Source organism: Pseudonocardia sp. ICBG1142, assembly GCF_020496255.1.
Lineage (GTDB): Bacteria > Actinomycetota > Actinomycetes > Mycobacteriales > Pseudonocardiaceae > Pseudonocardia.
Window position 1 is genome coordinate 894,192 of sequence record NZ_JAHLJC010000031.1, and the last position, 17,169, is coordinate 911,360.

Genomic DNA, 17,169 nt, shown 5'->3' on the forward strand with positions numbered 1-17,169 from the left:
GCTTCTCATTCATTGAACAGGACGATAAAGAGCTGTTCGATGGCCGTCAACGGCGCCCTTCGTTGCAGCTCAGAGCTGTTTCCGTCAGGTTACCAACTTTGAACGATCGATCAGACGAGCGCGCGCCTGCCGCCGTTCTCGATCTGGTTCGGGGCCCGGTCGGGACGACCGGGTACGGCAGATCCCAGGACGACCGGCGGCGGGCAGCGGCCGTGCGTACTCATCGCCGGGGCTCGTCCGCCGTCGACACGGCGACGGGCCGCCAGGTGGCGGGATCGACGCGTCGCCCGTCGAGCGGCAGCTGCGGGGCCTGGCTGCGCAGGGGCATCGGCAGGCCGGCGGCGGACACCGCCGGGGCCGGGGGGGATCGTGTCCTGGGGGCGACCAGCAGGTGGGGGCCGCGACCGAACAGCGCCGCGGAGTCGGACGTCGGCGACGACCGGCGCGCTCTACCGCGACGTCACCGTTCGCGTCGGCTGCAATCCAGGGACGGGGTCGGGCGCACACGTGCAGGGCCGACCGCGCCGGTCGCCGCGACGGTGCTCGTCGGGGGCGGCGCGGTCGGCTCCGAGGACGCACCGGGCTCACGCCCGGGTCCCGGGGCGGAGGGGACGCGGCCACCGTCCGCCCGGGACCGCTCGGGCACCGGCACCGAGCGGCCGGGGTCTACAGGGTGGCGCGCAGGTGCTCGGCGATGTCGGAGATCTGGCCCAGCACCCCGTTGACGTAGCGCGGGGAGTCGTCGGTCGACAGCGTCCGGGCCAGCTCGACGGCCTCGGTGATCGCGACCGGGTCGTCGACGTCGTCGACCCACAGCAGCTCGTAGATCCCGAGCCGCAGCAGGCCACGGTCGACCGCGGGCATCCGGTCGACGTCCCAGCCCTCGGCGTGCTCGGCGATCAGCTGGTCGATCCGCTCCTGGTGGGTGGCGACGCCCTCGACGAGCCGCGCCGCGTAGTCCTGGACGGGCGGCGCGTCGTCGGTCTCGCGGCGCGCGGTGAGCACGGACAGCGCGTCCTCACCGCGGGCCTCGGCCTCGAACAGGATGTCCAGTGCCCGCTTACGGGCCTTGGTGCGTGCGCGCACCTCAGCTCACGCGGCCGAGGTAACGGCCGTCCCGGGTGTCGACCTTGACCTTGGTGCCGCTCTCCAGGAACAGCGGCACCTGGATCTCGGCGCCGGTCTCCAGGGTCGCGGGCTTGGTGCCGCCGGTGGAGCGGTCGCCCTGCAGGCCCGGGTCGGTGTGGGAGATGACCAGCTCGACCGAGGTCGGGAGCTCGACGAACAGCGGCTCCCCCTCGTGCAGCGACACCTGGGCGGTGGCGTTCTCCAGCAGGTAGCGCGCGGCGTCGCCGACGGCCTTCTCCGGGATCGGGATCTGGTCGAAGGTGTCGGCGTCCATGAAGACGAAGTCGGTGCCCTCGCGGTACAGGTAGGTCATGTCGCGGCGGTCCACCGTCGCGGTGTCGACCTTGGTGCCCGCGTTGAAGGTCCGGTCCACGACCTTCCCGGACATCACGTTCTTCAGCGTGGTGCGAACGAACGCACCGCCCTTGCCGGGCTTGACGTGCTGGAACGCCGTCACGGTCCACAGCTGGCCCTCGATGTTCAGGACCAGGCCGTTCTTCAGGTCGTTCGTGGTCGCCACGTGCGCGCTCTCCTGCTCGGATCTCGGATTCGTGCGTCGGTCAGGGTACCGCCACCGGGTTCACCGGCCCGCCCGAGGGGCGGGCGACCTGCCAGGATGGGCGCCATGACGGTGCGGGTGGTGGTGGCCGACGACCAGGCCGTGGTGCGGGCGGGGCTGCGGACGGTGCTGGCGGCGGCACCGGACATCGACGTCGTCGGGGAGGCAGGGGACGGCGCGGAGGCCGCCGAGCTGGCCGAGACCCTGCGTCCGGACGTCGTCCTGATGGACGTCCGGATGCCCGGCACCGACGGCATCGAGGGGACCCGGCGGATCCGGGCGTTGCGCGACCCCGGCATCCGCGTGCTGGTGGTGACGACCTTCGACCTGGACCGCCACGTCTACGACGCCCTGCGGGCCGGCGCGTCCGGCTTCGTGCTGAAGGACGTCGAGCCGGAGGACCTGCAGGTCGCGGTGCGCACCGTGCACGCAGGGCACGAGCTGTTCGCGCCGTCGGTCACGCGGCGGCTCGTCGGCTCGTTCGTCCCGACCGACCCGCCCGCGCAGGCCGGGCCCGCCGCCGCGCTGACCGAGCGGGAGCGGGAGGTGCTCGGGCTGGTCGCCGCCGGGCTGTCCAACGCCGAGATCGCCGACCGGCTGGTGCTGGGCGGGACGACGGTCAAGACCCACGTGTCGAACCTGCCCACCAAGCTGGGGCTGCGCGACCGGGTCCAGCTCGTGGTGTTCGCCTACGAGCACGGGCTGGTGGGGGCGGCCGGTGCCGACGGCTGAGCCCGGCGGGGATGCTCCCCCGGCACCGCTGCCCGGGAGCCGCGCGGGGGACGTCGCGCTCGCGGTGCTGGCGCTGATCCTCGTCGCCCAGGAGATGGTGACGACCCTGGTCGTGAACAGCTACGGCTACGTCCACCGGCTGCCGCTGCCGCTGGAGGTGGCCCTGGCGGTCGGGCTGAGCCTGGCGGCGGCCGCGGCGATGCTGCTGCGCCGCCGGCGGCCGCGGCGTGCCTACCTGGCCCTGGCCGTGATCTCCGCCCCGGGGATCGCGTTCCTCGGCGGGGCCGCGGCGCTGGTGTGGCCGCTGCTCGCGTTCTCCGTCGCACGGGCGCCGCAGCGCGGACCGGTCGACGCTGCGGCGTGGGTGGCCCTGCCCTGGCTCGGTTCGCTCGGACTGGCCGGGCTGCTGCGCCTACCGGTCTCGCCGGACGTGGCGACCGACGCCGGGCTGATCGTCGGCGGCGCGATGGTGGTCATGCCGATGCTGGTGATCGCCACCGTCGCGGGGCGCTGGAGCCGGTCCGCGGCGCTGCGCGCCGACCGCGAACGGGCCGAGACCGACCGGCTGCAGCACGGCACCGCGTTGGACGCCGAGCGGTCCCGGATCGCCGAGGAGATCGGCGGTGGTGTGCTCAGCGGTCTGCGCCGCCTGGTCGCCCAGGCCGGGGCGCTGGGGCCCGACGCGACCGAGGCCGACCTGCGGGCGGTGCGGGAACGGGCCCGGTCCGTGCTGGCCGCGATGCGCCGGGTCCTGGGCGTGCTCCGCGCCCCCGCCGCCACCGCCGAGCCGGGACCCGTCGTCCCGCTGCCGGCCCCGGTCCCGGCCCCGGCAGCGTCCGCGCGGCGTCGCCGGGTGCCGCTGCCCGACCGGGCCGGGCTGTGGGCGCTCGTCGCGTTCGTCGTCCCGGCTCTGCTGATCGGTGCGCTCGTTTCCTCGGCGGGCGACGTGGACACCGGGCTGGTGGTCGTCGACGGGTTCCTGCGCCTGCTGCAGCTGCCGTGGGGGAACCCGGCCGCAGCGCTGGTCGTGGCGGTGCAGTTCGCACTCGTCGCGTGGTGGCGGACCGCGCCGGTGCCGGCGCTGCTGCTCGCCGGAGTCGCGTCGTTCGTCGCGACCATGCTCGACGGCTCCAACACGTTCGCCGAGGCCACCTGGATACTCCTGGTGTGGGGCGCGGCGTCGACGGCGCCGGTCGTGACGTCCGCGGTGGCAGTGGCGGTGTCGACGCTGGTCGTCCTCACCGGGGGCACCCTCGCGGGGGTGTGGCACCGGCTCGGGACCCCGGCGTCGGTGGTCGTGCTCAGCTTCCTGGCCGTGGTGCCGCTGTGGGCGGCCGGGGTCGCGGTCCGCCACCACCGGCTCGACACCGCGACCCGGCGACGCGCGCTCACCGAGGCCGGGGTGCGCGAGGCGCTCACCCGCGAACGCCTGCGGGTGGCCCGCGACCTGCACGACGTCGTCGCCCACCACGTCTCCGCGGTGGCAGTGCAGGCCGGGGCGGCGCGGCTCGCCGCCGACCCGGCGGCCCGCGCCGAGGCGCTCGGGCACATCGCGGACTCGGTCCGCCGGGTCGCCGAGGCGCTGCCCGCCCTCGCCGACCTGGGGCCGGACCCGGACGGCGCAGACCTGTCCCCCGCCGCGTTGGAGGCCCTGGTCGCGCCGTCACGCGCGGCAGGGCTGCCGGTCGCGGTGACCGTCGAGGGCTCCCCCACGGCGACGCCCGGCGAGGCCGAGCTGTTCGCGCGGCGCATCGTCACCGAGGCACTGACCAACACCCTGCGCCACGCCGGGCCCACCCCCACCCGGGTGCGGGTCGTCCACGGCGGCGCCGCCGAGCCGCTCGTCGTGGAGGTCGACGACGACGGCCCGGTGCCCGGCCACCGACCCGACGACACCGGCTCCCGCCTGGGCCTGCTCGGGATGCGGGAACGGGTCGCGCTGGTCGGCGGCGAGCTGTACACCGGCCCCGGTGACGGTCAGGGGTGGACGGTCCGCGCGGTGCTGCCCCGCAGCCCGCTCGTCCGCGAGGACGACCCCGCCGCGGCACCGATCTCGTCCTTCGCGCCGATCCGCGAGGGCACCCCCGGCTCGTAGCGTCGGTCCCCACAGCGGGGGAGGGACCGATGACCACACAGCAGCAGCAGCTCCGGGCCGGGCCGGTGGCGGACACCGGCGCCACACTCGAGATCGACGCGCTGACCAAGCGCTACGGCGGCACCGTCGCCCTGGACGGGGTGACCTTCGACGTCCGCCCGGGCGAGATCTTCGGCTTCGTCGGCTCCAACGGCGCCGGGAAGACGACGACGATGCGGATCGCCCTGGGCGTGCTGGCGGCGGACTCCGGGCAGGTCCGTCTCGGTGGGCGCCCGATCGACCTCGACGTCCGCCGCACGATCGGCTACATGCCCGAGGAGCGCGGGCTGTACCCGAAGATGAAGGTCGGTGAGCAGCTCGCCTACCTGGCCGAGCTGCACGGCGTCGACCGGGTCGCTGCGCGCCGGGCGGTGCTGCGCTGGGCCGAGCAGCTCGGCGTCGACCACCGGCTCGACGACACCGTCGACGCGCTCAGCCTGGGCAACCAGCAGCGCGTCCAGCTGGCCGCGGCACTCGTGCACGACCCGGCCGTGCTGGTGCTCGACGAACCGTTCTCCGGGCTGGACCCGGTCGCCGTCGACGTGATGAGCGAGGTGCTGCGACAGAAGGCCCGCGCCGGGGTGCCGGTGCTGTTCTCCAGCCACCAGCTCGACCTGGTGCAGCGGCTCTGCGACCGGGTCGGGATCCTCGTGGCCGGCCGGATGCGGACCGTCGGCACCGTCGGCGAGGTCCGGCGCGGTGGCGGCACCCGGCTGGAGGTGCGCGCCCCCGCCGCCCGGCCCGGCTGGGCGCACGGGCTGGCCGGGGTCACCGTGCTCGCCGAGGAGCGCGGCCGCACCGTCCTGGCACTCGGCGACGGCGTCGACGACCAGCGGGTTCTCGCCGCCGCGCTCGCCACCGGTCCGGTGCACGGCTTCACCGTCACCACCCCGTCGCTGACCGATCTGTACCGGGAGGTCGTCGCATGAGCGCCCCGTCCACCACCCTGCCCGCGCGGCGCGCCATCGCGCTGGTCGCCCGTCGCGAGTTCCGCGTGCAGGTGCACAAACGCAGCTTCTGGGTCAGCAACGCGATCATGCTCCTGCTCATCGCGGGCAGCATGATCGCCTTCTCGCTGTTCGGCACGGGCGACGACCGGCCCTCGGTCGGCGTCGCCGGTGACCCGGCACTGGCCGCGGCCGTCACCTCCGCCGCGGAGCGGCTCGGGTCACCCGTCGACGTCCGGGAGATCGCCTCCGCCGGCGACGGCCGGGCTGCCGTCGCCGCCGGGGACCTCGACGTCGCCCTGCTCGGCGACGAATCGGGACCGGGCGCGACGGCCGTCGTCGACTCCGAGCTCGACCCGGCGACCCGAGCCGTCCTCGACGCGGCGCTGGCCGACCGGGCCACCGGCGTCGGGCTCGCCGTGGTGGGCGTGACCCCGTCCCAGCTGGCCGCCGCGACCCCGCCCGCCAGGCTGACCGTCGACGCACTCGACCCCACCGACCCGGAGGCCGGGCAGCGGTCGGCGCTGTCGTTCGCGGTGCTGATCGTGATGTTCATGCAGATCGTCGGTTTCGGGCTGACCGTCGCGATGGGCGTGGTCGAGGAGAAGTCCAGCCGGGTGGTGGAGCTGTTGCTGTCCACGATCCGCCCGCTGGACCTGCTCTGGGGCAAGGTCGTGGGAATCGGTGCGGTCGGGCTGGTCCAGCTGCTGCTCTACGGCGTCGTCGGGATCGCGACCGGGCTCGCCACCGGGCTGCTGACGATCACCGGTACCGCGGTCGGGGTGTTCGGCGCGGCGCTGGCCTGGTTCGTGCTCGGCTACGCCTTCTTCGCCGTCCTCTACGCCGCGGCCGGGTCGCTGGTGTCGCGCCAGGAGGACGTCAACTCGACGACCGGGCCGCTGATGATGCTGATGTTCGCGATGTACGGCGCCTCGTTCTGGTACCTCGGCTCGCCGGACGCGACGGCGCTGCAGATCCTGTCGTGGATCCCGCCGTTCCCGGCGATGCTCATGCCGCTGATGGTCGCCCAGGGCACCGTCTCGGCCTGGCACGTGGCCGGCTCGGCGCTGGTCATGATCGTCGCCGTGGCGTTGCTGGCCCGCGCCGGGGCCCGCGTGTACGAGCGGTCCGTGCTGCGGATCGGGGCGACGGTGCCGTGGCGGGAGGCGCTCAGATCTCGATGAGCTCGCGGGGCAGCCCGGTCAGTGCCCTGGCCGGGCCGCCCGCGGCCACGTGCAGGGTGTCCTCGATCCGCACCCCGCCCCGCCCGTCGAGGTAGACGCCCGGCTCGACGGTCACGACGGTGCCGGCGTCGATCCGGCCGGTGGCGGTGGTCGCGAGCCACGGCGGCTCGTGCACCGCGAGCCCGACCCCGTGCCCGAGCCCGTGCGGGAACCGCTCGCCGTGGCCGGCGGCGGTGACGACGTCCCGGGCCGCCGCGTCGACGGCGGCCACCGAGGCCCCGTCGACCAGGGCGGCCCGCCCGGCCGCCGCCGCGGCGTCGACCAGGGCGTGCAGCTCACGCTGCCAGTCCGCGGCCGGGCCCAGGCAGAACGTCCGGGTGGTGTCGGAGTGGTAGCCGTCGAGCGCCGCCCCGAAGTCGATCTTGACGAGGTCGCCGCGGCGCAGCTCGGTGCCGGTGGGGCGGTGGTGCGGCACCGCGGAGTGCGGGCCCGCGGCGAGGATGGTGTCGAAGGCGGGGCCGTCGGCGCCCAGGCGGCGCATCCGGTCGTCGAGCTCGCGCGCGACGTCGGCCTCGGTGCGTCCCGGGCGCAGGCCGCCGTCGTCGAGCAGGCCGCGCAGCGCGGTGTCGGCCAGCGCGCAGGCGGCGGCGATCCGCTCGACCTCGTCGGCGTCCTTCACCGCGCGCAGCCGCCCGACCAGGCCGGGTGCCCGGCGCAGCCGGCGGCCGGGGACGGCGTCGCGCACGGCGGCCAGGCCGTCGACGGTGAGCGTGGCGGAGTCGTAGCCGAGGGTCCGCCCGGCCCGGACGCGGGCCGCGGCCGCCGGGGCGCTCGGCCGCTCGACGAGGATCTCCAGGCCGGGGCACTGCTCGGCGGCCTGGACGCGGTAGCGCCCGTCGGTGCAGAGCAGGTCCTCCCCCGGGTCGGTGGCGATCACCGCGGCGGCGTTGGAGCCGGTGAACCCGGTGAGGTACCGGACGTCGAGCAGGTCGGTGACCAGCAGCGCGTCCAGTCCGGCGGCGGGGAGCAGGGCGCGGAGGGTGTCGCGCCGGGCGGGGTGGGACATGCCCCGAACCCTATGTCTAGGGTCGCGGCCATGGGTCTCTACTTCCGCCAGCTGCTGTCGGGCCAGGACTACGCCGTGGGTGACCAGGTGGCCACCCAGATGGTCAACTTCTCGTACCTGATCGGCGACGACGAGACCCGCGAGGCCGTCGTCGTCGACCCGGCCTACTCCCCCGACGAGCTGGTCGCGACCCTCGACGCCGACGGCATGCGCCTGACCGGGGTGCTCGCCACCCACCACCACCCCGACCACGTCGGCGGCACGATGATGGGCTTCGACCTCGTCGGCGTCGCGCAGCTGATCGGGTCGCACCCGGTGCCGATCCACGTGCAGCGCGCCGAGGCCGACTACGTGACCCGGGTGACCGGGCTGTCGGCGACCGACCTGACCCCGCACGACCACGACGACGTCGTCGAGGTCGGGAACGTCGCGATCCGGCTGCTGCACACCCCCGGCCACACCCCGGGCTCGCAGTGCTTCCTGGTGCCGGACCCGGACGGCGACCGGCTCGTCGCCGGGGACACCCTGTTCCTGCAGGGCTGCGGGCGCACCGACTTCCCGGGCGGCGACACCGCGCAGATGTACCACTCGCTGCAGCAGCTGGCGGGGCTGAAGGGCAACCCGACGGTGTACCCGGGGCACCGCTACTCCCCGGCGTCGCACGCCCCGCTGGCCGACGTGCAGCGGACGAACACCGTCTACCGGGCGACGTCGGTGGAGCAGTTCGTGGCGGCGTTCGGGTCGTGAGCCGACCCGGCGTCGTCGTCGGCGGCGATCACGGTCCTGCGGCCTCGGTCGGCCTCGTCGTAGGCGAGCCGGGACACCTGGACGTGCGTCCGGTGACGTTCGGCCCAGTCGGTGAGGAGAGACAGGGTCTGCGCGAGTTCCCGGGCGGCCTCGGTCAGCCGATACTCCGTCCTGGGCGGCACCGTCGCGTACACCGTGCGGGTCAGCAGCCCGTCCCGCTCCAGGTTCCGCAACGTCAACGTGAGCATCCGCCTGCTGATGCCCGGGATGCCTCGCTCGAGCTCGGTGAACCGCGCGACCTCCTCCGCACCGATGAGCGTGAGCACACCGATCGCCCACTTCCCGCTGACCCGGTCCAGCACCTCGTTCAACGGACAGACGTGGTGGACGGCGTCGTGCCCGCCGGTGGGGAGGGGTCGGCCGCCCTCGTCGACCGCCGAGGCCTGGTCACTGTTCGACACCTCCGTCATCGTAGGTAGCCAAGGCGTCGTGGCCGAGGAGAATCGCCGTCGCCGGTCGCACGGCTGCCTCGGCGCTCGTGAAGCCGCCAGATCATGCGGCAACCCGGTCCGGGGTAGCGGTCACCGGTACCGACCAGGGTCGTCAGATCCGCGGAGTCGGCCAGAGCGTCCATGAGTGCCTCGTCGCCGAAGTGGGGCCCAGCGCGTCGACGGTGAGCCCGAACTGCTGCGCGAGCGACCGGTAGGAGTCTGCCCACTCGGCGCCCGGCCGGATCCCCCGCTGGTCAGGACGTTCTCGACCCCTCAGCGCTGCTCCGCGAGGACCTCACCGAGGATGATCGCCGCTTGGTCGAATGCGTCAGGGTTCGGGCCTGCGAAGCTGAGGCGTACGTACGGGGCCGTGGGCTCGGCGGGGAACCACTCGTTCCCCGCGGCGACGGCGAGGCCGCGCAGCTCCGCGTCCTGTGTCAAGCGGGCGAGGTCGGTCCCGTCCGGGAGACGGACCCAGAGGTTGAGGCCGCCCGCAGGGATTCCCTCGATCGTCGCGTCGGAGGCGTGCGTTCTGAGCGCGGCGACGAGGAGGTCCCGTCGGGCGCGGAGCTGCTTGCGGAGGGCACGGCGGTGTGATTGCCATGCGGGCTGCGTCACGACGTCGAGGGCGGCGGCCTGAAGCAGTCCGCTCACGTACATCGACTGGGACTGCAGCTCCGTGAGGAGGCGATGGTGGAGCGGGCCGCGGGCGACGAGCGCGGCCACGCGGATGGCCGGCGAGACGCTCTTGGTCAGGGAGCGCAGGTAGACGACGTGCCCGGAGTCGTCCCTCGTGACGACCGGTACGGGGTCAGCAGTGATGCCGAAGTCGTGGGCCCAATCGTCCTCGATGAGGAACGCGCCGTGCGTGCGGACGATCTCGAGGACGTGGGCGGCGCGTGCGGCGGACCATCGCGCACCAGTGGGATTGGCGAAGTTGGGCTGCGCGTAGAAGCCGCGCGCGCCGGTCTCGGTGAAGGCGCGCTCGAGAGCGGTGACGTCGGGGCCCTCGGTGCTCGCGGGAACGGGCACGAGAGTGACGCCGACCTGACCAGCGGCGAGGATCGCTCCCCAGTAGGTCGGCGATTCGATGAGGATCGCGCCGCCCGGTCCCGCGATGCTGCGGAACAGGACGGCGAGGCCGAGCTGGCTGCCGGGCACGATGATCACGTCCCGCGCCGAGGGGCCGGTGCCGTCGGCGGGCGTCTGGGCGGCGATCTCGGCGGCGAACCAGCCGCGGAGCCCCGCGAGCCCCGCCGACCCGGTGCGTTCGAGTGCCGCGTCGCCGCGGCCCGCCCGGGCAACTGCCGGCCGCAGGAGGCGTTCGGGGAGCAGGCTGCGGTCGGGATAACCCGAGTGCAGAGAGATCGCATCGCTGCGGACCGTGCGGAGAGCACTCGACGCGGCGGCGGGAGCTGCTCCTGCCGCCCCGAGGGTGGCGGTCTGCCAGGAGAGGTCCACCGGTCGCAGCTCACGGGTGGCACTGACGAACGTCCCGGCGCCGGGGCGGGTCTCGATGAGCCCACGACACACCAGCGATCGCAGAGCCGCTTGAACCGTAACCGGACTGACGCCGTGGTGCGCCGTCAGTTCGCGCGTCGACGGCAGGCGCGCACCCGGCGCGGCGGAGGAGATCCACGTCTCCAGAGCCGCCTCGACCAGCCCGCTGCTACGCTGATTCATGAGTGAGGATAGTAGCGCTACTACGTTTCCCGGCCGTCCGCTACCGCGGTTCGTCGTGCCGGCTCGTCCCGGCCTGAGCTGGGGCTTTCTCGGTGTCCTCGCCTTCTCGTTCACCGTCCCGCTGACTCGGCTCGCCGTCGGGTCCGGGCACCTGTCGTCGCTGCTCGTCGGCAGCGCCCGCGCGGTGGTTGCCGCGTTGCTCGCAGGTCTGGCGCTCTGGTTCTCGCAGTCCCCACGTCCACGCGGACGGGAGTGGATCGGCGTCGGTGTCGTGGCAGCTGGTGCGGTGCTCGGCTTCCCGCTACTCACCTCGATCGCGCTGACGCAGACGCCCGCGAGCCACGGGGCGGTGGTCATCGCACTCCTGCCCGCCACCACTGCGATCGTCTCCGTCGTTCGCACGGGCGAACGACCCGGTCGCGTGTTCTGGGTCGCCTCGGCAGTCGGGGCGGTCGCCGCCGTGCTGTTCGCCGCGGTCCAGAGAAATACAGTCGGACAGCTGCAGGCCGCCGACGTCCTGCTGTTCGCAGCCGTGATCGTCTGTGCCCTTGCCTACGCCGAGGGCGGGATCCTGTCCCGCCGCCTCGGAGCCTGGCAGACGATCTCCTGGGCGCTGCTCGCTGCCGCGCCGGTGACCATCCTCCTCACCGGATGGGCGGTCGTCGACCAGCCGCCGACCGGAACGCCGGCGGAGTGGCTCGCCTTCGCCTACCTGGGCGTCGTGAGCATGTTCCTGGGCTTCGTCGCCTGGTACCGCGGCCTCGCGATCGGACCACTCGCGCAGGTCAGCCAGATCCAGCTCGCCCAGCCCGTGATGAGCATCGGCTGGGCGGCGCTGATCCTCCACGAGAGCATCACCTGGCCGACACTCCTCGGCGGCGTCGCGGTCATCGCGTGCGCGCTCGTCGCCGTCCGATCACGCACACGGCCATCGTCGACGTCGCGTGGGCACGCCCACTCGGACGACAGGGTCGGGCGGTGAGGCCGACGTCAGGCGGGTCCACCGTGCGAACGCACCGTTCACTGCCGGGAGGGGGTCGGCGTCGAGCTGCGGGGCCCCGCAGCACGGCGACTCACTGCTGTTCAACCCCAGCACCGCCCTGTCCCCGGAACTGAACGCACAGCTCACGGAGCTGCGTGAGCAGACCATCACGCGGATCGCGGGAATGGTCCGGCACCTCGGGACCTTCGACGACGAGCGCAGCCTCGCCTTCGCCTACGCCATCAGCGGGGTCGGCGAACAGCTCGGACGCTGGTGGCTCACCCGGCCCGACATCCCCCGCTCGACGGTCGTCGCCTACTACCGCGACTTCATCACCCCCGGCCTGGACCTTCGATGAGCGCACCGCGGCCACGGAGGCCCGGTTCCGAACCGGCGACGACCGACGCCGTCCCCACGCTCGTCGCGCACACCGGTTGACCTGCTCGGCGGAGCCTGAAATCGGACCGCGCGGATCGGCAGACGTGGCTAGGGTCGTCGCCGATGACCACGATCGTGAGGTTGATCCGTTCTGCCCGCCTGTCCGACGTGGCGGAGTACGCCTATGCCGCGACCGCGCCCGCGGACGCACGACTGATCTTCCTGGCGGGTAGCTGCCCCCTCCACGCCGACGGCTCGACCGCGGCGGTCGGGGACGTCGCAGGCCAAGCAGCGCACGCCGTCGAGAACATGAGAACCGCGTTGGCCGAGAGCGGCGCGTCGCTGAGTGACGTCATCAGCACCCGGGTGCTCGTCGCGTCCAGCGAGCAGGCCGATCTCGTGGCCGCCTGGGAGGTGGTCCGTGACGCCTTCGGTGACCACGACCCACCCAGCACCCTGATGGGGGTGACCGTGCTCGGTTATGACGATCAGCTCGTCGAGATCGAAGCGGTCGCCGCGGTGCGCGACTAGTTCCTGCTCCGGCGCCGACGTCCCGGGGTCGGTGGTCGACTGTTCGCGATCGTTGATCGCCTAGTAGTGTGCTTGCTCGAACCCTGAGTGTCCGACGCGTTGCTGTTCGTGACATGGTCAGCAGGCCGACTATGAACGATGCCGACTCCGCAGCCGCCGTGCCGAGGCCCCGGCGCCTGACCGAGGTCTTCACGCTTCGCGAGTTCCGTGCGCTCTGGTCTGCCGAGGTCGTCTCGATCCTGGGCGACCAGCTCGCTCGGGTGGCGTTCTCGGTGCTGGTCTACGAGCGCACCAGCTCAGCGGCCCTGTCGGCGGCGGTGTACGCGTTGACCTTCCTCCCTGCGCTGCTGGGCGGCGCACTGTTGGGCTGGGTCGCCGACCGGTACCCGCGTCGGCGGGTCATGATCGGCAGTCACCTCACCAGAGCGGCGCTCGTCATGCCGATGGCGTGGCCCGGCCTCCCACTGCCCGTGCTGTGTGCCCTGATCGTGGTCCTGGTGCTGGCGGGTTCACCGCACTCGGCCGCGCAGGGGGCGTTGTTGCCGGAGATCCTGCGCGGTGACCTGCTCGAACGCGGGTACGCCGTCCGTCAGGTTACGGGCCAGCTCGCGCAGGTTGCCGGGTTCGCGACCGGCGGAGCGCTGCTGGCCCTGCTGAGTCCGCACGCCGCGCTGGTCATGAACGCGGTGACCTTCCTGCTGTCCGCGGCGGTGTTGGCCTACGGGGTCGCGCCTCGTCCCGCGCCTGTCCCTGCCGCCGGTGCGGTCCGTTCCTGGTCGGGCGACATCGCTGCCGGAGCGCGCACGGTCTTCGCGGACCCCTCGCGTCGCACGCTGGCCGTCGTGGTCTGGCTGGCCGGGACCTACATCGCCCCGGAGGGGGTCGCTGCTCCCTATGCCGCGCAGCTCGGCGCCGGGCCGGTCGCCGTCGGGCTGCTCCTGGCCGCCATCCCGGCCGGCAGTGTCCTGGGGGCGATCGTGTTCACGCGTTGGGTCCCCCAGCGGACCCGGGAACGGTGGATGCTCCCGCTCGCCGTGGCCGCCGGCGTTCCGTTGATGGTGAGCGCGCTCGCGCCGTCGGTCGCGGCGATCACCGTGTTGTGGGCACTCAGCGGCGCGGCCGTGGCCGCCGCGCTGATCCAGGCACAGGCCGGCTTCGTACGCCGGACCCCGGCCGAGGCGCGGGGGCGCGCGACCGGCCTCGCGGCCGCTGGGCTGATCGGCGCGCAGGGGCTCGGTCTTCTCGCTGCCGGTCTGCTCGCCGAGTGGTCCTCCCCCGCCGTGGCGGTGGCGGTGACCGCCGCGGTGGCCTCGGCTGGGCTCGCAGCCGTGGCCATGTCGCGGCCCGCGCGAGCGCTCTGAGGGGCGGGTCGCCGCGGACGACTCACGGCTCCCCGCCACCTCATCGACGTCGCGCGTCGCGCCTTCCCCGGCCGGACGTCGCCGGCGCGTGCTTCAGATCCGTACACGGCTACATATCACGAGTTGCCTCTTCCCGATCTCGGACGGCAGTACCACGAGGCTTATTCAGGCTCCGTCAGGTAAGTGTGTAGAAGATGAGTCCGATGACTGCCGAGATTGTCGTTTTAAATGTGGCGTAGGGCCGCCGGTAGTCTGTGTGGAGAACTTTCCACGTTTTGATATGGGCGATGACTCGTTCGATGGTGGCGCGTGTGTGGTTGAGGCTCTTGTTGAATGTTTTTTGCCAGTCGAGAAGTTCCCGGCCGGGTGGTTTTTTGAACGGGGTGAGCATGCCGCGCCCGATGTATCCTTTATCGCCGATCGGGGGGTATGTGGCGAGGTGGTCGAGGGCGCCGGATTGGTCGAGGCAATATAGGTCGTGTCGGGAGCCTGGGGTCGGGTCGGAGATCCACGACAGCTGCCCTTCCAGGGTGGCTGCGACCTGGACGACGACGCCGGTGGTGCGATGCTTGCCCGACCACAGACCCGGCACCGCGGCCCATGACCAGCAGGGCAGCAAGGTTCCATCGATGATGTACTGCCGATCGGCACGAAGCTCCTCTGCCGTCGGAACGACACTCCGCAGCGCCTGTGCCAGCAACGGTGTCACCCCCGCGATCGCTCGACTAACCGTCGACTGCGACACCCCATAGGTTTCCGCCAACTCCCACTGCACACGATTCCCGCGCAGATACGCCAACGTGATCACCACCGACCAGAACAACCCCAGAACCGGCGGCCAAGGCCGTCGCAGGCCAGTCGCGTTCCGCTGATCCTGCTCATACACTATAGCGGCAAGATCCTGAATCTCATCACGCCGGAAACCAGTGGCATAGTACATACTGCGACAACCCGTTCATCTCGGATTGATTCGGCAAACCAATATTCGCGATGGACGGGCTGTCGGCCAACCCGACACGCCGGGCTAGATCGTTATTTCACGGGGCCTGAATAAGCCTCCACGTCACCAGTTCCAGTTGCGCACAGCCATCTCCCCTCTCCGCTCGTGTCCGTCGATCACAGCGCTCACCAGTTCCAGTTGCGCATCCCGCATTCCCCTTTCCGACGATCCCCGCCGGCGCCGACAGCCGGATGGCTCGACACCCGCCCCGACTCGGTCACCTCACCAGTTCCAGTTGCGCATCGCCCACACCTCCCCGCCCACTTCTTCGACACGTCGTTGCATCCACGCCTCACCAGTTCCAGTTACGCATGTCGACACCTCCCAGACCATCGTGACCAACGCGTCATCGCATTCACCAGTTCCAGTTGCGCACGCTCGCCACCCACCCCTCATCGCAGACACCGTTCCGCTGAACCACTGCAGTCACCAGTTCCAGTTGCGCATTACGCCCCCTTTTCGATGGAGTGGAGAATCTTTACACCGAACCGCGCTCCGTCACCAGTTCCAGTTACGCACGACTCCCCCTCTCCGGGCAGCCCCTTCTGTCGGGTTACTGCGAACGGCCCAGTCGCCAACCGTCCGCCGACGGCGAGCCGCCGAGGCACCGAGCCCCGCCTCGCGGCGACCTCGACAGGGTAGGCGAGAAGCATCACCACGTCAGCGCCTTAGTTGATCTTGGCGGGTCATTCGAGCCCGGGTGGCGCCCAGCAGATCAGTGAGAGCGACACGACTGAGCAGGGATGAAACCGCTGGACGACGTCTATGCTGACACGAGAGAAAACGATCTACGATTCGGGGATTTCGGTGACCTCATCCGCCGCGCGAGACACCGACCAGAGTACGCTCCGGTCGTGGCTGGCGGCGTGGCAGCTGTGGTCACTTCCGATCGGCGTCCGAGCGCTACTCGTCGCGGTAGAGCTCGCCGCTGTGTGCCTACTCACCGTCGATATCGTCCTCGGCGGCGTCCCACGCGATCTGTCGGCATGGCTGATCGCAGGCACACTGGTGATCTTGAGCGGGTTCCACGCCGAGATCTCACTGCGTGCCGAACGACTACGGCGGCGCATCGCCGAGACCAGATACGTCGACCTGAGTTCGGTGTGGACATTCGCGGGCGCGTTGTTGCTACCGCCGATGCTGGCAGCGGCCACGGTGATCGCCAGTTACACACATCTGTACTTCCGCGTGTTCCGACCCGCAGGAACTCCACCGCATCGACAGCTCTATTCGACGTCGACGGTCGTCCTGGCCGTCTACCTGGTTTACGCGGTCACACTGATCTTTCCCGGATCCGGCGGATTCGACTCCTGGTGGGCGATCGTCGAGATCGCTGCGTGTCTGGTGGTCTACACCGGTACGAACATGTTGCTGGTCGTGAGCGTCATCCGGCTCGCGCAGCCGGGCAGCACATTCCTCGCGATCCTCGCCGGAGGGGAGATCGCGCTGGAGACCGCCACACTGAGCCTCGGCGGAATCGTGGCGGCTGTCATCGTCCCCGACCACGTCCTGCTCGTCTGGCTGCTGATCCCCGCGCTCGTGTTGATGGAGCAGACGACCCTCATCAGGCAGCTGGAGACACGGGCAGCGACGGACGCGAAGACCGGTCTGCTGAACGCCGAGGGCTGGCGTTCCCGCGCGCTGCAGCTGCTCGGCGCGGCGAAGCGCGACTGCACCTGCGCCGGCGTGCTCATCCTCGACCTGGACTTCTTCAAAGAGGTCAACGACCGCTACGGGCACCTGGTCGGTGACGCGGTGCTCCGCGCGGTCGGCGAGGCGATCGTCGCCGAAATCCGCGACGACGACGCCGCGGGTCGCTTCGGCGGGGAGGAGTTCGTCATAGCGCTGGCCGGGATGTTCACGTCGGCAAGCCGCAACGAAGAAGCGGTCCTGGAGGTGGGAGAGCGGATCCGACGCAGGATCGAACGCCTGGCGGTCCACGTCGACGACGAGGTCCCCCCGGTCGCGGTCACCGACCTCACCGCCTCGATCGGGGCCGCGGTCTACCCGCAGGCCGGTCGCGAGCTCGACGTCCTGCTCGCGGCCGCCGACGAGGCCCTCTACGCCGCGAAGAACGCCGGGCGCAACCAGGTCCTGGTCAGCCACGGCCCGGCCGCTCCTCCGTCCGGCCCGTCGGTGCCGTCACCACGCCCGGGATCATGAGGGACGTACGCAGCGACGACGCGGGCGCCATCTGATCTCGACCGGTGTCGGCCTCTCTTCGGGGTCACGCCCTCGGCGAGCTC

Annotated in this window: 16 protein-coding genes and 1 pseudogene; 10 read left to right on the forward strand and 7 right to left on the reverse strand. The window is 71.9% G+C overall.

The features are described from left to right. Positions 1-220 precede the first annotated feature (220 nt). From KPL59_RS36080 to efp, 3 genes are all read right to left on the reverse strand, one after another. Complete coding sequence (locus tag KPL59_RS36080; RefSeq protein WP_255677793.1) at positions 221-349, reverse strand: hypothetical protein; 129 nt, start codon at positions 347-349, stop codon at positions 221-223. A gap of 317 nt (positions 350-666) precedes the next feature. After that, positions 667-1,086 (reverse strand): transcription antitermination factor NusB, encoded by a 420-nt coding sequence (nusB, locus tag KPL59_RS28415; RefSeq protein ID WP_020625793.1) that lies wholly within the window; start codon positions 1,084-1,086, stop codon positions 667-669. A 1-nt stretch (position 1,087) separates the two neighbouring features. Further along, positions 1,088-1,648: an elongation factor P gene (gene efp / locus KPL59_RS28420; protein WP_020625794.1), complete on the reverse strand. Its 561-nt coding sequence runs from the start codon at positions 1,646-1,648 to the stop codon at positions 1,088-1,090. A 105-nt stretch (positions 1,649-1,753) separates the two neighbouring features. On the opposite strand from efp, the gene KPL59_RS28425 reads away from it, so the two are divergent. The 4 genes from KPL59_RS28425 to KPL59_RS28440 are packed head-to-tail and all read left to right on the forward strand — an operon-like array spanning position 1,754 to position 6,684. After that, positions 1,754-2,419: a response regulator transcription factor gene (locus KPL59_RS28425; RefSeq protein ID WP_226362592.1), complete on the forward strand. Its 666-nt coding sequence runs from the start codon at positions 1,754-1,756 to the stop codon at positions 2,417-2,419. Further along, a complete protein-coding gene (locus KPL59_RS37205) occupies positions 2,406-4,514 on the forward strand; it encodes a histidine kinase (RefSeq protein ID WP_308187967.1) in 2,109 nt (702 codons plus the stop codon). Before KPL59_RS28425 ends, KPL59_RS37205 begins: the two co-directional genes overlap by 14 nt. 29 nt (positions 4,515-4,543) lie before the next feature. Continuing rightward, complete coding sequence (locus tag KPL59_RS28435; protein ID WP_226362593.1) at positions 4,544-5,482, forward strand: ABC transporter ATP-binding protein; 939 nt, start codon at positions 4,544-4,546, stop codon at positions 5,480-5,482. Further along, on the forward strand, positions 5,479-6,684 hold the full coding sequence (locus KPL59_RS28440; RefSeq protein WP_226362594.1) for an ABC transporter permease: 1,206 nt from the start codon (positions 5,479-5,481) through the stop codon (positions 6,682-6,684). The genes KPL59_RS28435 and KPL59_RS28440 overlap by 4 nt, the downstream gene beginning before the upstream one ends. On the opposite strand, the gene KPL59_RS28445 is transcribed toward KPL59_RS28440, so the two are convergent. Further along, positions 6,671-7,750, reverse strand: a complete 1,080-nt coding sequence (locus tag KPL59_RS28445; RefSeq protein WP_226362595.1) for a Xaa-Pro peptidase family protein — start codon at positions 7,748-7,750, stop codon at positions 6,671-6,673. The genes KPL59_RS28440 and KPL59_RS28445 overlap by 14 nt on opposite strands. Before the next feature lie 30 nt (positions 7,751-7,780). On the opposite strand from KPL59_RS28445, the gene KPL59_RS28450 reads away from it, so the two are divergent. Next, positions 7,781-8,497 carry an MBL fold metallo-hydrolase gene (locus KPL59_RS28450; RefSeq protein WP_226362596.1) on the forward strand — a complete coding sequence of 239 codons (717 nt, stop codon included), beginning with the start codon at positions 7,781-7,783 and terminating at the stop codon, positions 8,495-8,497. Positions 8,498-8,547: 50 nt separating this feature from the next. Here the strand turns inward: KPL59_RS28450 and KPL59_RS28455 are convergent. After that, positions 8,548-8,868: pseudogene (locus tag KPL59_RS28455) on the reverse strand (winged helix-turn-helix transcriptional regulator); the annotation flags it as partial. Between the two features lie 393 nt (positions 8,869-9,261). Continuing rightward, the gene (locus KPL59_RS28460) at positions 9,262-10,785 is read right to left on the reverse strand and encodes a PLP-dependent aminotransferase family protein (RefSeq protein ID WP_308187968.1); all 1,524 of its coding nucleotides are present in this window, start codon (positions 10,783-10,785) and stop codon (positions 9,262-9,264) included. Between KPL59_RS28460 and KPL59_RS28465 the strand changes: the two genes are divergently transcribed. The 4 genes from KPL59_RS28465 (at position 10,727) to KPL59_RS28480 (ending at position 13,923) form a co-directional block, all read left to right on the forward strand. Further along, positions 10,727-11,653: a DMT family transporter gene (locus KPL59_RS28465; protein WP_226362597.1), complete on the forward strand. Its 927-nt coding sequence runs from the start codon at positions 10,727-10,729 to the stop codon at positions 11,651-11,653. The genes KPL59_RS28460 and KPL59_RS28465 overlap by 59 nt on opposite strands. Next, complete coding sequence (locus KPL59_RS28470; protein WP_226362598.1) at positions 11,616-12,011, forward strand: hypothetical protein; 396 nt, start codon at positions 11,616-11,618, stop codon at positions 12,009-12,011. The genes KPL59_RS28465 and KPL59_RS28470 overlap by 38 nt, the downstream gene beginning before the upstream one ends. A 143-nt stretch (positions 12,012-12,154) precedes the next feature. Next, positions 12,155-12,562 (forward strand): RidA family protein, encoded by a 408-nt coding sequence (locus KPL59_RS28475; RefSeq protein ID WP_020624299.1) that lies wholly within the window; start codon positions 12,155-12,157, stop codon positions 12,560-12,562. A 131-nt stretch (positions 12,563-12,693) separates the two neighbouring features. Continuing rightward, the gene (locus KPL59_RS28480; protein ID WP_226362599.1) at positions 12,694-13,923 is read left to right on the forward strand and encodes an MFS transporter; all 1,230 of its coding nucleotides are present in this window, start codon (positions 12,694-12,696) and stop codon (positions 13,921-13,923) included. Positions 13,924-14,098: 175 nt separating this feature from the next. On the opposite strand, the gene KPL59_RS28485 is transcribed toward KPL59_RS28480, so the two are convergent. Continuing rightward, positions 14,099-14,863, reverse strand: a complete 765-nt coding sequence (locus KPL59_RS28485; RefSeq protein ID WP_226362600.1) for a transposase — start codon at positions 14,861-14,863, stop codon at positions 14,099-14,101. A gap of 825 nt (positions 14,864-15,688) precedes the next feature. Here KPL59_RS28485 and KPL59_RS28490 point away from each other — a divergent pair. Continuing rightward, positions 15,689-17,086, forward strand: coding sequence for a GGDEF domain-containing protein (locus KPL59_RS28490; RefSeq protein WP_226362601.1), 1,398 nt, complete (start codon positions 15,689-15,691; stop codon positions 17,084-17,086). The last annotated feature ends 83 nt before the right edge of the window (positions 17,087-17,169 follow it).

Excerpts from the sequence above, each read along its gene's own strand:
- KPL59_RS28425 (WP_226362592.1), top strand. The coding sequence starts at position 1,754 with ATGACGGTGCGGGTGGTGGTGGCCGACGACCAGGCCGTGGTGCGGGCG.
- KPL59_RS28435 (WP_226362593.1), top strand. The coding sequence starts at position 4,544 with ATGACCACACAGCAGCAGCAGCTCCGGGCCGGGCCGGTGGCGGACACC.
- KPL59_RS28440 (WP_226362594.1), top strand. The coding sequence starts at position 5,479 with ATGAGCGCCCCGTCCACCACCCTGCCCGCGCGGCGCGCCATCGCGCTG.
- KPL59_RS28445 (WP_226362595.1), bottom strand. The coding sequence starts at position 7,750 with ATGTCCCACCCCGCCCGGCGCGACACCCTCCGCGCCCTGCTCCCCGCC.
- KPL59_RS28450 (WP_226362596.1), top strand. The coding sequence starts at position 7,781 with ATGGGTCTCTACTTCCGCCAGCTGCTGTCGGGCCAGGACTACGCCGTG.
- KPL59_RS28475 (WP_020624299.1), top strand. The coding sequence starts at position 12,155 with ATGACCACGATCGTGAGGTTGATCCGTTCTGCCCGCCTGTCCGACGTG.
- KPL59_RS28480 (WP_226362599.1), top strand. The coding sequence starts at position 12,694 with ATGAACGATGCCGACTCCGCAGCCGCCGTGCCGAGGCCCCGGCGCCTG.
- KPL59_RS28485 (WP_226362600.1), bottom strand. The coding sequence starts at position 14,863 with ATGTACTATGCCACTGGTTTCCGGCGTGATGAGATTCAGGATCTTGCC.
- KPL59_RS28490 (WP_226362601.1), top strand. The coding sequence starts at position 15,689 with ATGCTGACACGAGAGAAAACGATCTACGATTCGGGGATTTCGGTGACC.